At 70.3% G+C, this 14,861-nt stretch carries 11 protein-coding genes; 7 read left to right on the plus strand and 4 right to left on the minus strand.

Annotated features, from left to right (window positions below; translation table 11 throughout):
• Positions 1-1,055 precede the first annotated feature (1,055 nt).
• From octT to NRB56_RS10505, 4 genes are all read left to right on the plus strand, one after another.
• The gene (gene octT / locus NRB56_RS40085) at positions 1,056-1,802 is read left to right on the plus strand and encodes a diglucosylglycerate octanoyltransferase (RefSeq protein WP_406603466.1); all 747 of its coding nucleotides are present in this window, start codon (positions 1,056-1,058) and stop codon (positions 1,800-1,802) included.
• Between the two features lie 259 nt (positions 1,803-2,061).
• On the plus strand, positions 2,062-2,895 hold the full coding sequence (locus tag NRB56_RS10495; protein WP_319942807.1) for a DegV family protein: 834 nt from the start codon (positions 2,062-2,064) through the stop codon (positions 2,893-2,895).
• Between the two features lie 114 nt (positions 2,896-3,009).
• A complete protein-coding gene (locus NRB56_RS10500; protein ID WP_194290799.1) occupies positions 3,010-3,963 on the plus strand; it encodes a ComEA family DNA-binding protein in 954 nt (317 codons plus the stop codon).
• Between the two features lie 28 nt (positions 3,964-3,991).
• Positions 3,992-5,551 carry a ComEC/Rec2 family competence protein gene (locus NRB56_RS10505; protein ID WP_153340852.1) on the plus strand — a complete coding sequence of 520 codons (1,560 nt, stop codon included), beginning with the start codon at positions 3,992-3,994 and terminating at the stop codon, positions 5,549-5,551.
• Between the two features lie 128 nt (positions 5,552-5,679).
• Here the strand turns inward: NRB56_RS10505 and NRB56_RS10510 are convergent, their stop codons facing one another.
• Complete coding sequence (locus NRB56_RS10510; protein WP_227837473.1) at positions 5,680-6,366, minus strand: TetR/AcrR family transcriptional regulator; 687 nt, start codon at positions 6,364-6,366, stop codon at positions 5,680-5,682.
• A gap of 121 nt (positions 6,367-6,487) precedes the next feature.
• On the opposite strand from NRB56_RS10510, the gene NRB56_RS10515 reads away from it, so the two are divergent.
• Both NRB56_RS10515 and NRB56_RS10520 read left to right on the plus strand, forming a co-directional pair.
• Positions 6,488-7,318 (plus strand): mycofactocin-coupled SDR family oxidoreductase, encoded by an 831-nt coding sequence (locus NRB56_RS10515; protein ID WP_153340854.1) that lies wholly within the window; start codon positions 6,488-6,490, stop codon positions 7,316-7,318.
• Positions 7,319-7,320: 2 nt separating this feature from the next.
• A complete protein-coding gene (locus NRB56_RS10520; RefSeq protein ID WP_153340856.1) occupies positions 7,321-8,796 on the plus strand; it encodes an aldehyde dehydrogenase family protein in 1,476 nt (491 codons plus the stop codon).
• A 166-nt stretch (positions 8,797-8,962) separates the two neighbouring features.
• Here NRB56_RS10520 and NRB56_RS10525 read toward each other — a convergent pair whose 3' ends face one another.
• On the minus strand, positions 8,963-9,448 hold the full coding sequence (locus NRB56_RS10525) for a MarR family winged helix-turn-helix transcriptional regulator (protein ID WP_153340858.1): 486 nt from the start codon (positions 9,446-9,448) through the stop codon (positions 8,963-8,965).
• Positions 9,449-9,642: 194 nt separating this feature from the next.
• Here NRB56_RS10525 and NRB56_RS10530 point away from each other — a divergent pair, with 194 nt between their 5' ends.
• Complete coding sequence (locus NRB56_RS10530; RefSeq protein WP_153340860.1) at positions 9,643-13,065, plus strand: carboxyl transferase domain-containing protein; 3,423 nt, start codon at positions 9,643-9,645, stop codon at positions 13,063-13,065.
• On the opposite strand, the gene NRB56_RS10535 is transcribed toward NRB56_RS10530, so the two are convergent.
• Both NRB56_RS10535 and NRB56_RS10540 read right to left on the minus strand, forming a co-directional pair.
• Positions 13,049-13,888, minus strand: a complete 840-nt coding sequence (locus tag NRB56_RS10535) for a transglutaminase family protein (protein WP_194290800.1) — start codon at positions 13,886-13,888, stop codon at positions 13,049-13,051. The genes NRB56_RS10530 and NRB56_RS10535 overlap by 17 nt on opposite strands.
• Positions 13,889-13,890: 2 nt before the next feature.
• A complete protein-coding gene (locus tag NRB56_RS10540) occupies positions 13,891-14,856 on the minus strand; it encodes an alpha-E domain-containing protein (RefSeq protein ID WP_153340862.1) in 966 nt (321 codons plus the stop codon).
• Positions 14,857-14,861 lie beyond the last annotated feature (5 nt).

Raw genomic sequence — 14,861 nt, forward strand, 5'->3', positions numbered from 1 at the left:
CCGACGACCGGGACGAACCGGTCCGGCAGGTGACCGATGAACTGATCCGCAAGGCGTCCGAGGGGCCGGTACGGCGCCTCCCGGACGCGCTGTTCGGCGGACCCGCACCGGCAACGGTTGCGCGCCCGGCGGATCGGCCCGATGGCGACCCGGGTGCGGTCTCCGACGAATTGCTGCGCAGGGCCTCCAGCGGCCGGATCCGGCAACTGCCGGACCTGCTGTTCGGCGGCCCGGCGGCGGAGACCGTTGCGCGGCACCGGGATTCCGGCACCGCGGTGGCCGGCCGGGACGAGGTCGGCGGCGACACGGCCGGGGCCGGTCCGCCCGACGCGGACGACGACTTATCCGCGTTACCCACGGCCCCCGTCGCGGGGGCCGGCGAAATTTCCAGCCCGGCAGCCGATTCCGCTGCCGACGCGGCGACCGTGCCGGTCGCCGCCGACACCCCCGACGGCACGACGGCCGGCGGGGGTGGCGTCGGTTCTTCCGGCGAAGGTTCGGTACGCCCACCGGATCCGCTCGACGTGGACACCGCGGCGCAGCGCGTCGATGCCGCGGGACCTGTCGGCACCGGTACCCAGTTGGAAGCTGCTGCCGGAGAGCACGATTCACCGGTGACCGCCCTCGCCGAGCACAGTGGCGTGGACGTCGGCCCGGCCCGGGGTGCGGAAGAATCCGAGCCCGACGATGTGACCGGGAAGGATGACGCTCGCATGCCGGATGAGCACCGTGCCGAGCCGCTGGAAGCTGCCTCGGCCGCCGACGGAATCGCAGCACCCGTCGGGGAACCTGCCGATCCGGCAACGGCGAATGCCGATGCGGCGGTGACCGCTCCGAGTCCGGCGCCGGAACCGGCCGACAGCGATCTGCCCGACGAGAGCGAAACGGCCGTGGCCGGGTCCGGCGACGTGGTTCCCGGCTCCGTGCCCTCCTCGGCGACACGCGGTGACAGCGCGCCCGCCGGGAGCGAAACCGCTGCGGCGGTGACAGATTCGGTGATCGGTAGCGATTGCGCGGTTTTCGGCGACGAGCCGGTGCCCGCGGTGGCGAGTGAGATCCCCGGCGATGCCGAGGATTCCGGGCGGCCGGTGCTCGTGGTGATCGCCGATTCGCTGTCGTATTACGGTCCCAAGGGCGGACTTCCCGCCGATCACAGCCGGATCTGGCCGAATCTGGTTGCCGCCGAGCTCGATTGGGATGTCGAGCTGGTGGGCCGGGTGGGCTGGACCTGTCGCGACGCGTACTGGGCGTTGATCGGCGATCCCCGGGTGTGGGCGTCGGTGCCGCGCGCGGGCGCGGTGGTGTTCGCCACCGGCGGTATGGATTCCCTGCCCTCCCCGCTGCCGACGGCGCTGCGGGAAATGATCCGATATGTGCGGCCGCCGGGGTTGCGCCGGGTGGTCCGAGGTGGCTACCAGTGGTTGCAGCCTCGGCTGTCGAAACTGGGCCGTCCGGTGGCGCTGCCGGCGCGGGTCAGTGTCGAGTACCTGGAACAGTGCAGGCAGGCGCTCGAACAGTTGCGGCCGGAGCTGCCCGTGGTGGGTGTGCTGCCGTCGGTACACATCTGTGACGCCTACGGGCGGGTGCACGCCGGCCGCGAGCCCGCGGTGCGCGCGGTCACCGAATGGTCCGCGAAAACCGGTGTGCCGCTGGTCGATCTGGGCGAGGCCGTGCGCGACCACATCTTCGCCGGCGAGGGCAATCCGGACGGGATCCACTGGGGCTGGGAAGGTCACGCCGCCGTCGCCCGCGCCATGGTGAAGGTGCTGTCGGAGGTGTGCGCCACCGAGGATCCGGCATGATCGGGCCGGGGTCGGCAGCGGAGCGTGCGCACGGCGGCTCGGCTCCGGCGTCCGACGGGTACGGCGTGCGCAGCCGAGAGGTGTGGGCCGGAGCGGAATGTGCCCACGGCGTCCCGGCATTCGGGTCCGAGCGCCACGGTTCGAGCAGCCGGTGGCGATGGGCGGCGCGGGATATTCCGAACGGGTCGTTGCTCGCGAGCGGTGCACGCGGCGTGCGGGGACGTTCCTCGGGAGAGCTCGTGCGGAGGGTCGGATAGGCGTGTCGGTCGTGGTGGTGACGGATTCGTCCGCGAGCCTGCCCGTCGAGTTGAGCGACGAGCTCGGCATCGTGGTCGTGCCGTTGCACGTACTGGTGGACGGCCGGGAGGTGACCGATGGGGACGAGATCGACTACTCGTCCACGACGGTGACGACCTCGGCCCCCTCGCCGGGCGAACTGTGTGCCGCCTATCGCCGAGCGCTGTCGCTCAGTGGCAGTGACGGTGTTGTGGCCGTACACCTTTCGCGCCAATTGTCCGCGACCTGGGAGGCCGGTCGGCAGGCGATCGCGGAGCTGGGCGCCGATGATCGTGTGCGCCTGGTCGATTCACTGAGCGCCGGGCTGGGCACCGGGCTCGCGGTGCTCGCGGCGGCGCGGCAGGCCCGCGAAGGTGGTTCGCTGGACAGGGTTTTCGCGGCCGCGGAGTCGGCAGCGGCTCGGGGCCGCGCCTTCATCATGGTGAACCGGACCGAGCAACTGCGCCGCGGCGGCCGCTTGAGCACCGCCGCCGCCTTCTTCGGCACCGAATTGGTGACCAAACCCCTGCTGCAACTGGTCGACGGCCGGTTGGAGCTTCGGGAGAAGGCCCGGACCCGTTCCAAGGCGTACGCGAAACTCGTTGCGGCGGCGGTGGATGCGGCCGGTGCGGAGGGCGCCGCCGTCGCCGTTCAGCATCTCGGCGCGCCCGAGGCCGCGGAGACCATCGTCACCCGTCTCATGGAACTCCTGCCGGGCATCCGTGAACTGATCACGGCCGAATTCGGGCCCAGCCTCGCGGTCCACCTCGGCGCCGGCGCGGTCGGCGTACTGGTGGTGCCCGGCGGCTGTGACTGAACCCGCGGCTGTCGGCCCGGTGGGTTGTCCACAGCGCGGGATCTGTCCACAGGCGACCTGAATCGCCTGGTCGGGACCGGGGGCGGTAGGTGCCGGCCGCCTACGGTGACGGGCATGGGGCGAGAAGACGAACGCAGGCGGGTACGGGAACGGCTGGGGGCGCTGGACGCCGCGAAGTTCGGTTCCGGTCCGCGGGCCGTGCCGGGCGGTCGCTGGGATCGGATCGAATTCGACGCCGCGGAAGCCACTACGGACCCGGACGAGGAGCGGTGGGACGAGGCCGGGGGCCCGCGAAACCCGCCGTGGCTCAGCGAGCCGGTCGGCAGCGTGTCGATGTGGCATCGGCGGCTGATTCCCGAACGGTTCCAGGGGATCCGGGTGGATCCGGGCCGCCGCGGCGTGCTGGTACTGGGAGCGTTCGCGGTGGCCGCACTGGTGGTGGCGGTCGCGTCCACACAATCGGAAGTGCCGGTGACGCAACCGGTTCCGCCGCTGCCGGCGGCCCGTATGCTGCCGGTCGCCACGGCGGAGCCGGCGGTGGCGGTGGCTTCCGTCGTCGCGACGACCTCGGCCCCGCCCCGCACCCAGGCAGTGGAGCTGGTGGTGAGCGTGGTCGGGCAGGTCGAACATCCGGGCCTGTTGCACATGCCGTCCGGTTCGCGGGTCGCCGATGCGGTGTCGGCGGCCGTCGCGAAGGAAGGCGCCGACCTGGCGACTCTGAATCTCGCGCAACGCCTGACCGACGGCGATCAGGTGGTGGTCGGCGTTCCCGGCGCGCATCCCGGGCAACCACGGCTCGGCAGTGTGGTGCTGCCCGGCCTTTCGCAGTCCGGGCCGGACCGCGGGCCCGGTCGGGCCGGAACGGCCGCTCCGCCGGTGCGTATCGATCTCAACTCCGCGACCGAGGCCGACCTCGACGATCTGCCGGGGGTGGGTCCCGCCACCGCTCGCGCGATCCTCACGTGGCGCATCGAGCACGGCCGGTTCAGCACTGTCGATCAGCTCGCGGAGGTGACCGGTATCGGTCCGTCGAAGTTGGAGCGCCTGCGTGCGCTCGTCACGGTGTGAACCGGTGTGGCGACAGGAGGAGAACACTATGACACCCGGCCCCTCCGGCGCGAGTGACCGCGAGCCGATCACACCGCCACCGCTGGACGCACGCCTGGTACTGCCGGCGATCGCGTGCTGGACCGCCACTCTGACCGCGATCGTGGCGGGTGCGCATTCGGGTCTGCTACTGGCGGCCGGCCTGGCGACGACGGCCGTCGTCGTGGCCGGATGGCGGTATCGCCACGGTCGGCGGTGTGCGGTCGCCTCCGTCCTGCTGGCATCGGTGCTGACCGCGGCGGGTTTCGCGGTGGTCGGCGCCTGGCACGAGGCCCGGGTCGCGGCGCACCCGCTCCGGCACCTCGCCGCGGGCACCTCGCTCACCGTGGTCGCCGTTCCGGCAGACGATCCGAAGCCGTTGCCCGCCAGACCTTTCGGCCCGCGGCAGTGGATGATCCAGGCCGAATTGCGCGAATACCGGGCCGGTCCGGATTCGGTGCGGGCCGGCGGCGCGGTGCTCGTGCTGGCGCCGGCCGCGGGCTGGTCGGCCCTGTTGCCGGGTCAGCAGGTGAAATTCCGTGCCCGCCTGGACAATCCGTGGCGGCACGACCTGACCGTGGCGGTGTTGCGCGCGCAGGGTCCGCCCGCTGCCGTCGGTCCCGCACCCTGGTGGCAGCGGGTGGCGGGCGTGATCCGCGGCCGGCTCGCGGCCTCGGCGGCACGCGCGCTGCCCGGCGATGCCGCGGGCCTGTTGCCGGGGCTGGTGGACGGGGACATCTCCCGATTGCCGGATCGCGTGCGGGAAAACTTCCGGGAGACCGACCTGACGCATCTGGTCGCGGTATCCGGCACCAACGTCACGATCATTCTGATGGCGGTGTCGAGGTCGGTGGACCGGCTCAGCGTCGACCGGCGGCTGGGACTCGTCCTCTCGGCCGCCGCGCTGCTGGCGTTCGTGATCCTGGCCCGGCCGTCGCCCTCGGTGCTCCGTGCGGCGCTGATGGGTGCGATCGCCGTCCTCGCCACCGCGCTGGGGCGGCGGAAGCAGGCACTGCCGGCCCTGTGTGCCGCGGTCATCGGCCTGATCGCCTACCGTCCGGGGCTCGCCCTGGACGTCGGATTCGCGCTGTCCGTGCTGGCCACTGCGGCCCTGATCGTGTTGTCGCCCGCCTGGTCACAATGGCTGGAACGGCACGGCTGGCCGCACCGCCTGGCCGAGGCCTTCGCGGTCGCCACGGCGGCCTTCCTCGTCACCACCCCGCTGCTGGCGGCGCTCACCGGTCACGTCGGTCTGCTCGCCGTTCTGGTGAACGTCCTGGTCGAACCGGTCGTCGCCCCGATCACCATCCTGGGCACGCTGGCCGCCGTGACCGCCGGTATCTACCCGCCACTGGCCGACCTCCTGCTCCGGCTGACGATCCTGCCGCTGCGATGGTTGCTGTCGGTCTCCGAACACGGTGCGTCGCTGGGAGTTTCGCTGTCCGTCCCGGACGGGGTGCGGGGTGGTGTCACGGTGGCCATCGTTGCCACCGCGCTCGTGGCGCTGCTCATCCGGCTGAGCCACCGGGCACCGATGACGCACGCCCCCGATCGCGACCCGGGCGGGTGACTCGGACGCGGCCGGTGCCGCCCTCCGACAGGCCGCGCACGGTGTGCCTTCGGTTGAGCGGGCGCGGTATAGCGAGTCGGGCGGGTGCCGATCGGCGGCGGGCGAGTGTGGTGTCGACTCGGTGCGATTCAGGGGAGGGCGCGGAGGGTGGGCCGGTCGGTTGGCACGGATCGCAGGGTGGCCAGTGTTTCGTCAGACGGGGGAGCGGACAGCTGGGCGACCAGGGAATCGAGCAGTTGGCTTACGTGCAGGGCGAACGGGGTGACCGTCATGCCCAGCGCGCGCATACGGTGGCGATCCGCGCAGACGTGCAGGCAGGTCGATGAGGCCTGGTGGATTCGGATGTCTCGCAACGGTTGTGGCACGTCGGTGATGAGGGCGCCCACCCGGGCGTAGTAGGCGCGCTCGGATGCGCGGTGGGTCTCCGGCAGGTTGTCGAGCGGATGCATCTCCTGGACGAGTTGTTCGAGGAAGGGCAGGTAATGGCAGTCCTCGTCCTCACCTAGTTCGATCAGCGGCAGCTGGTGCGCCTCGATGACGCGGCGCAGATCTCCCGGCGGGAGCCGGGCTTCCAGCAGGGAGCGGCGGTGGGTCAGACCTTCGACGCGATTGACCAGGATCGCGTCGATGAGGCCCGGCTTGGACCCGAAGTGGTACTGGACGGCCGATTTGTTGGCCATCCCGGCCTCGCTGCTGATCTGCCGCAACGGCACGCCGTCGAGGCCGTGCCGGGCGTAGAGCCGTTCCGCGGTGAGGATCAGCTGCTGTTTGGCGGAACGGCCGATGGAGGCCACCGACTCGGTCATGTTCTTCATCAAACCACTCTGGACAGCGCTAAGTCGTATGACTTAGAGTTCGGTCGGTCACATTAGAATTAAGTAACCGGGTGAATCGCGATCGCGGTCGGCACCCGGGCATCCGGGAAGAGAGCACCCCATGGCAGGACTCGAAGGACGCGTCGCGTTCATCACCGGCGCCGGACGCGGCCAGGGTCGCGCGCACGCGGTACGGCTGGCCCGCGAGGGCGTCGACATCATCGGGATCGACATCTGCGCGGACATCGACTCGATGACCTACCCCAACGCGACCGAGGCGGATCTGGCCGAGACCGCGGAACTGGTTGCGGCGCAAGGGCGGAAGATGGTCGCGCGCAAGGCGGACGTCCGCGATTATCACGGGCTGCGGGCCGCGTTCGAGGCGGGTTACGAGGAGTTCGGCCGGGTCGACATCGTCATCGCCAATGCCGGCATCATCCGGATGGGGACGGAGTCGGCGGATTTCCTCGCCGACTGGAAGGATGTCATCGACACTAATCTGTCCGGGGTCTACCACACCGTGCGGGCCGCGTTGCCCGAACTGCGGGCGGGTGGTCGCGGCGGTTCCATCGTCATCACCAGTTCCACCGCCGGGCTGAAGGCGTCGCCGTCGGTGCTCGCCAGTGGCAACGCCTACGCCGCAGCGAAGCGCGGAGTGGTCGGTCTGATGCAGGGGCTCGCGGGATACCTTGCGCCCGAATGGATTCGGGTGAACACCATCCATCCGACCGGCGTCGCCAGCGGGATGACCCAGAACGATGCCATGCGCGCGCTGATGGAACAGGCCGCCGCGGGCGGACAGAACTCGATCTCCGGAATGCAGAACGCGCTGCCGATCCCGATGCTCGAGGTGGAGGATGTCGCCAACGCCGTCGCCTACCTCGTCTCCGACGAGGCGAAGTTCATCACCGGTATCGAATGGCCGCTCGACGCCGGCTTCATGGTGCGGTGACCATGACCGGCACATCATCTCCGGCCGCTACCGACGTCCTGCCCACCGGCCTGCTCATCGGCGGCGAATGGGTGACCGGCTCCTCGGGCGGCACCTACGACCATATCTATCCGGCCGACGGGCGGCCCAACGCCACCGTCGAACTGGCCGGTGACGCCGAGATCGACGCCGCGGTGCGATCCGCCTGGCGGGCGCACCGCGAATGGATCTCCCATACCCCGGAACGCCGCCGCGACCTGATGATCGCGCTCGCCGATGCCATGCGGGACGACATCGAGCGTCTCGGTCGGCTGAATGTCCACGACTTCGCGGTGCCGATCGTCATGAGCCCCGGTCACGCCGCGCTGGCCGAGGGATTCATCCGCTACTACGCCGGCTACATCGACAAGGACACCGGCACCAGCACACCGGTGTCGAACAAGTTCGATGTCAATCTGATCGAGCACGAACCCTACGGGGTGGTCGGCATCATCGCCCCGTGGAACGGCCCGCTGGTCGTCATCGGACTCAACGTCGCGGCGGCGCTCGCGGCGGGAAACGCGGTGGTGCTCAAGCCTTCCGAGATCTCCCCGTTCACGCCGTTGCGATTCGGCGAACTGTGCCTGCGGGTGGGCATGCCGGCCGGCCTGGTCAACGTGGTGCCGTCGGGGCCCGAGGGCGGAGCCGCGCTCGTCCGGCACCCCGGGGTCCGCAAGATCCACTTCACCGGCGGCGGCCACACCGCGCGCGCGATCATCACCACTGCCGCGGCGAATCTCACCCCGGTGGCCACCGAACTCGGTGGTAAATCGGCGAATATCGTGTTCGCCGACGCGGATCTCGACGCGGCCGCCCGTCTGGCCGCGTTCCAGGGCCCGCTCGGCCAGGCCGGGCAGAGCTGTGCCTGTGGCAGCCGGATCCTCGTCGAGGCGCCCGTCTACGACGAATTCATGGCGAAATTCCTCGCCGTCGTCACCTCCGCACCGGTCGGCGATCCCTTCGATCCCGCCAACCTGGTGGGACCGGTCGTCAGCCAGGCCGCCACCGACCGGATCCTGCAGGTCATCGATCGTGCGGTAGCCGATCGGATGGGCGAGCTCGTGACCGGTGGCAACCGCCTCGGCGGTGACCTCGCGGCCGGGTACTACCTCGAACCCACGGTGTTCGCCGATGTCGACAACCGCTCCCCGCTCGCGCAGCACGAAACCTTCGGTCCCGTGGTGTCGGTCATGCGGTTCACCGACGAGGCCGAGGCGGTCGCCATCGCCAACGACACCACCTTCGGCCTCAACGCTTTCGTCCAGACCACCGACCTGACCAAAGCCCACCGCATCGCGCGGCAGCTCGAATCCGGCTCGGTCTGGATCAACCGCAACAGCGACATCTCCCCGCAGAGCCCCTACGGCGGATACAAACAGAGCGGCACCGGCCGAGCCGGTGGACTCGAAGGCCTCCGGGAGTTTCAACAGGTCAAGAACATTCGGATCGGAATGCCGTAGGCGTGTCGCCGGAAGGGGGTGGCGTCGTCCGTGGCGAGTGCCGGGCATTGGTCTACGGGCGGCCGCGGCCTCGGACCGTGATCGAATGCCGTGCGGCGCTGGTGTGGTCGGTAGCGCTCCTGCCACAGGTGACCGGTGCGGCAGGGTCCAGCGGTGGCCAGCCGGATCAGTCGTCGGCGGGAGCGCTGTCGATGGTGATCAGATGGGTGGACAGGTCGTCGACGAAGCGGCCGAGGAGGCGGACCAGTGCCCGCTGATCGCTGTCCGGCCAGTCGGTCAGGGCCGCGTCGAACCAGCCGTCGATGACGCGCAGATAGCGGCCCACCAGCTTCTCGCCCTCGGGGGTGACGGTGATCAGGCGGGCGCGCTGATCATCGGGATCGGGGACGCGACGCACCAGACGGCGCTTCTCCAGCGCGTTCAGCTGTCGGGTGACATGCGGCCCGGCGACCTGCATCCTCGTGGCGATCTCACCGACGCGCATCGGGCCCTCCGCCGACTCGAGGATCACCAGGATGGTGATCGCCGGTCGCTCCAGCGTGATTCCGGCCGTGGCCGTCGCGGTCTCGAACAGTTGCCCCCGGCTCAGGGTGCTGCTGAGCTGTGCCATCCGGGGCAGTAGCCCTTTCAGTGCCTCGTTGCCGCTGGTCATTCACCCACCTCAGTTGGCTACCTAAGTTAGGTATATTTTAGTTGGAGCCCCGATCGGCCACCCACACGGGCCCGCGGCCGAAAAATAGATACCTAAGGTAGGTAGTGGACATCGGGCGTGCCCGGGGAGAGCGCGGCCGCGACGTGAGGGGAGCCTCGACGCCGGATGTCCGGTTCGGATGCGAAGCTGAGGGCATGCGTGTTGTGGTGGCCAATCGGGGTGAGGTGGCGGTCCGAGTGTTGCGGACCGCCCGGGAGCGGGGCTGGTCGACGCTGGTTTTGCACACCGGGGACGAGGCCGGGAGCCTGCCCGTGCGGCTGGCGGACGAGGCGGTGCAACTGCCGGGCCGGGGCGCGGCCGCGTACCTGGATGTGGCCGCGGTGGTGGCGGCCGCCGCGTCGGCGGGTGCCGGCGCCTTCGTCCATCCCGGCTACGGATTCCTCAGTGAGAGTGCGGAATTGGCCGAGGCATGCGCGGCGGCCGGACTGGTGTTCGTCGGGCCCGCGCCGACGGCGCTGCGAATCTTCGGGGACAAGGTGGCCGCCCGGAGCGCTGCCGAACGGGCCGGGGTTCCCGTCGTACCGGCGACGGCCGCGGGCGCCGGGCCGGAGGAGATCGCCGCGCTGCTCGGTGCCCATCCCGCCGGTGTGATGGTCAAGGCCGTCGCCGGGGGTGGTGGGCGCGGGATGCGGCCGGTGCACGAGCCGGGGCAGGTCGCGGAGGTGTACGAGCGATGCCGGGCCGAGGCGCGGGCCGGCTTCGGCGACGACACCGTGTACGCCGAGGCGCTGGTGACCGGCGCCCGCCACATCGAGGTGCAGATCGTCGCCGACGGCACCGACGCGGTGGCGCTCGGTGATCGCGATTGCAGTGTGCAGCGGCGCAATCAGAAGCTGATCGAGGTGGCGCCGGCGCCGGATCTGGATCCGGAGATGCGGGCCGGGCTGCATCATGCCGCCGTCGCGCTGGCCCGGTCGGTGCACTGCCGCGGCGTCGTGACCGTCGAATTCCTGGTCACCGCTGCGGGTTTCCATTTTCTCGAGGTGAATCCACGGCTCCAGGTGGAGCACACCGTCACCGAGGAGGTCACCGGGGTGGATCTGGTTGCCGTGCAACTGGATCTGGCCGAGGGGCGGGTGCTCACCGAACTCGATCCGGCGCTGCACGCGGGCATCGTGCCGCGGGGCTGCGCGGTGCAGGCCCGGGTCAACGCCGAGACCCGCGCCGCGGACGGCACGCTGCTACCGAGCACCGGTGTGCTGGAACGGTTCTCGGCCCCGACCGGCGTCGGGGTCCGGGTCGACACGGCGGCCCGGACCGGGATGCGGCAGACGGCACAGTTCGATCCGTTGCTGGCCAAGGTGATCGCGCGCGGACCGTCCTACCGGTCGGCCCTGCAACGATGTGCCGACGCACTCTCCGAACTCGAGGTGGCCGGCGTCCGGACCAATGCCGCGCTGTTGCGGGCAGTCCTGGCCGAAATGGCCGGGACCCGCCCCGTCGACACCACCTGGTTCGAGCGCCACCTCGGCGAATTGACGGGCCTCGCAGACGAATACGTCCGGGAGGACGCCGCGGCGCAGTCGACGACCCATGAGGGCGTCGACGCGAAGGCCGACACCGCTGCGGCGGCAAGCCGTACGGCCGCGAACGGCGGTGGTGTCACGGCGAACGACGATGGTGCGGCCAGGCAACGCGGCGTGGCATCGAACCAGGGCGGCGCCGCGACGAACGATGGTGGTGCTGTGGCGAGTCACGGTGGTACGGCCGGGAGGCGAGTCGGCGCCGACGACGGCGACCTGCTCGACGGTGAAGCGGTGCTGCGGTCCCCGATGGGCGCCACGGTAGTCACCCTGGCGGCGCCCGGGACCGTGGTGGCGGCTGGGGCCGAGGTCGTGGTGCTGGAGGCGATGAAGATGCAGCACGTGGTGCGGGCCGAGCAGCCGATGCGGGTGGTGCGGCACGCCGCCGAACCGGGGGATGTGGTCGATGCGCGGACGGCGCTGCTCGTCTGGGCCGCGGCGGAACACGACGGCGAAACCGCCGAAATCGCCGCCGTCGACCTGGATGAGATACGACCGGACCTGGCCGAGGTGCTGGCCCGCAACGCCGCCACTCTCGACGCGGCCCGCCCCGAGGCGGTGGCCAAGCGGCACCGGCTGGGCCGGCGGACCGCCCGCGAGAACATCGCCGACCTGGTCGACCCGGACAGTTTCGTGGAGTACGGCGGACTCGCCATCGCGGCGCAGAAGGCCCGCCGCAGTGTGGAGGATCTGATCGCCAACACGCCCGCGGACGGTCTGGTCGCGGGTGTCGCGACGATCAACGCCGATCGGTTCGGCGCCGATCGGACCCGGGCCGTGGTGATGTCCTATGACTACACCGTGCTGGCCGGGACCCAGGGCATGCGTAACCACGGCAAGACCGATCGCATGCTGGAACTCGCGCACGAGCAGGGAATTCCGGTGGTGTTCTGCACCGAGGGCGGCGGTGGCCGACCGGGGGATACCGACCACGGCGGCATCTCTATGCTCGACGTCACCACGTTCCGCGCCATGGCGGCACTGTCGGGCCGAGTTCCGTTGATCGGCATCGTGTCCGGGCGATGCTTCGCCGGGAACGCGGCGCTGCTGGGCATGTGCGACGTCGTGATCGCCACCCCGGACGCGAACATCGGCATGGGCGGCCCGGCGATGATCGAGGGCGGCGGGCTGGGGGTGTACACGCCCGAGCAGATCGGGCCCGTGGCGGTGCAGCGCCGCAACGGGGTCGTGCACATCGTCGCCGCCGACGAGGCCGAGGCGGTGGCGATCGCCCGGCGGTACCTCGCCTACTTCCAGGGAACCACCGAGAAGTGGACCGCACCGGACCCCCGGTCGGCTCGGCACGCCGTGCCGGAGAATCGGCTGCGCGCCTACGATATTCGCGCCGCGATCGAATCCGTCGTCGACGTGGATTCGATGCTGGAGTTGCGCCGGGACTGGGGCGCCGGGGTGGTCACCGCCCTGGTGCGGGTGGAGGGCCGGGCATTCGGGCTGATCGCCAACGACTGCCGGCATCTCGGCGGCGCCATCGACGCGCCGGCCGCCGACAAACTCGGGGCGTTCCTCCGACTGTGCGGGGCGCACCGGCTGCCGATCGTCTCGTTCTGTGACACACCGGGTTTCATGGTCGGGCCGGAGGCCGAGGAACAGGCGACCGTCACCCGGTTCAGCCGGTTGTTCATCGACGCGGCCGCACTGGACGTGCCGTTCGGCACGATCGTCGTGCGCAAGGGGTACGGGCTGGGCGCACAGGCCATGGCGGCCGGTTCCTTCCGCGCACCGGATTTCGTGATCGCCTGGCCCACCGGCGAAATCGGCGGCATGGGCCTGGAAGGCGCGGTCCGCCTGGGTTTCTCGAAGGAACTCGCGGCGATCGACGATCCCGGCGAGCGTCAGCAGGCGTTCGACAATCTGGTCCGGCTGGCCTACGACAACGGCAAGGCCCTCACCGCGGCAACGGTTCTCGAACTCGACGCGGTCATCGATCCCGCCGACACCCGGCGCTGGATCCGGACGCTGCACCGCTCGGCGACGGTACGACCGGACCCGCCGCGGTTCACGCCAGGCGGGTGACCTCCACGACCACCTCCAGGTCGGTGGAGCCGTCACCGGAGAAGATGCCCTTCAGCGGGGTCACGTCGGCGTAGTCGCGGCCGACTCCGACCGAGACGTGCTGTTCGTTGATCGGGATGTTGTTGGTGGGGTCGTAGCCCCACCAGCCGCCGGTCCATGCCTCCACCCAGGCGTGCGACTGGCCGGCGACGGACTCGCCGATCGCCGCCGACGGCTGCGGGTGCAGGTAGCCGGAGACGTAGCGGCTCGGAATTCCCATGGCGCGCAACAGGACCAGGGTGAGGTGCGCGTAGTCCTGGCAGACGCCCTGGCGTTCGGCGAAGGCCTGCACCGCGGAGGTGTGCACCGAGGTGGTGCCGGCGAGGTAATCCATCTCGCTGTGCACCCATTCGGCCGCGCGCACCACGGCCTTCGCCGGCGGCACGCTGCGGGAGAGTTGCCGGGCGACGGTGGCCAGCCGCCGATCACGCGGGACGTATTCGGTGGGTTCCAGGAGTTCGTCGAAGCGATCGATGATCTCCTCGGTCTGCAACTTCTCCCAGGCAAGTTCCTCGGTGGGGCCACCGTCGGGTTCGGTCTCCACCACCGACGCGCCGGTCACCTCCAGTTCGGTGTGCGGGGCGTGCAGGTCGAAGGCGGTGACCTGGGTGCCCCAATAATCGGCGTAGCGATAGGCGCGGGTCGCGGGTACCGTCTCGACCCGGTTGAGGATCACGGTCTGCCGGCTGTCGGCGCGCGGGGTCAGGCGCGCCTCGTTGAACGACCGGGTCACCGGGGCGTCGTACACATATCCGGTCGTGTGGACCACTCGCATCCGCCACATGCCTAAACCTCCTCCACTTGCCGATCCTGACTGGAATGCAGGTCGGTCCAGGCCACCCAGGGCGCCGCGTAGAAGTACTGCCGCGACACCGCCTCACTGACCTGACGGCAGGTCTGCTGCAGCAGAACGAGTCTCGTCTGCAGATCCTCCAGAAGGACACCGGGCGGCAGGAATTCCAGTTCGCTGCGACCGCGGCCGAGCAGCCGGCCGGCCTCGTGCTGGGCGCCGAAGCGGCCGTTGGGCCGCTGATCCAGTTCCTGCAGACAGGATTCGGCGACCCGCAGCGAATGGAACACCGAGCGCGGGAAGGACCGGTCCAGCAGCATGAACTCGACCACCAGATTCGCGTCGAGCGCACCGCGATGCGAGCGCAGATAGGTGTCGTGCCCGCCCGCCGAGCGCAGCACGGTCACCCAGGCCGGGGAGGAGGCACGGTCACCGGCGCGGGACAGCAGCAGCCGGACGGTCATGTCGACCCGTTCGATCGCGCGGCCCAGCAACAGGAATCGGTAGCCGTCGTCGCGGCTGAGGGTGGAGTCCGACAGTCCGGCGAACATCGCGGCCCGGCCGGTGATGTAGTGGAAGAACTCGTGCGGGCCCAGCGCCCGGGCGTTCTTCTCGGCCGCGGCCAGCCCGTTGTAGGTGGCGTTGAGGCATTCCCACATCTCGCTGGTGGTGACTTCCCGTGCCCCGCGGGCGTTCTCGCGCGCCTTCCCGATCGAGTCGACGATCGAGCCGCCGTGCCCGTGGCTGAACGCGACCAGATTCGTCACCGACCACACGTCGAGTTCGCCCTCGGGCGGTTCGATTCCCAGCACCCGCAACATCACTCGCGAGGCCCGGTCCGGGTCGACCGTCGAATCCTCGAGCAGCTGATGCACCGCCACATCGAGGATCCGCGCGGTATCGTCGGCCCGCTCCACGTACCTGCCGATCCAATACAGGGATTCGGCATTGCGCGCCAACATCTTCG

This window comes from Nocardia aurantia (assembly GCF_009604425.1).
Taxonomy (GTDB): Bacteria; Actinomycetota; Actinomycetes; order Mycobacteriales; family Mycobacteriaceae; genus Nocardia; species Nocardia aurantia.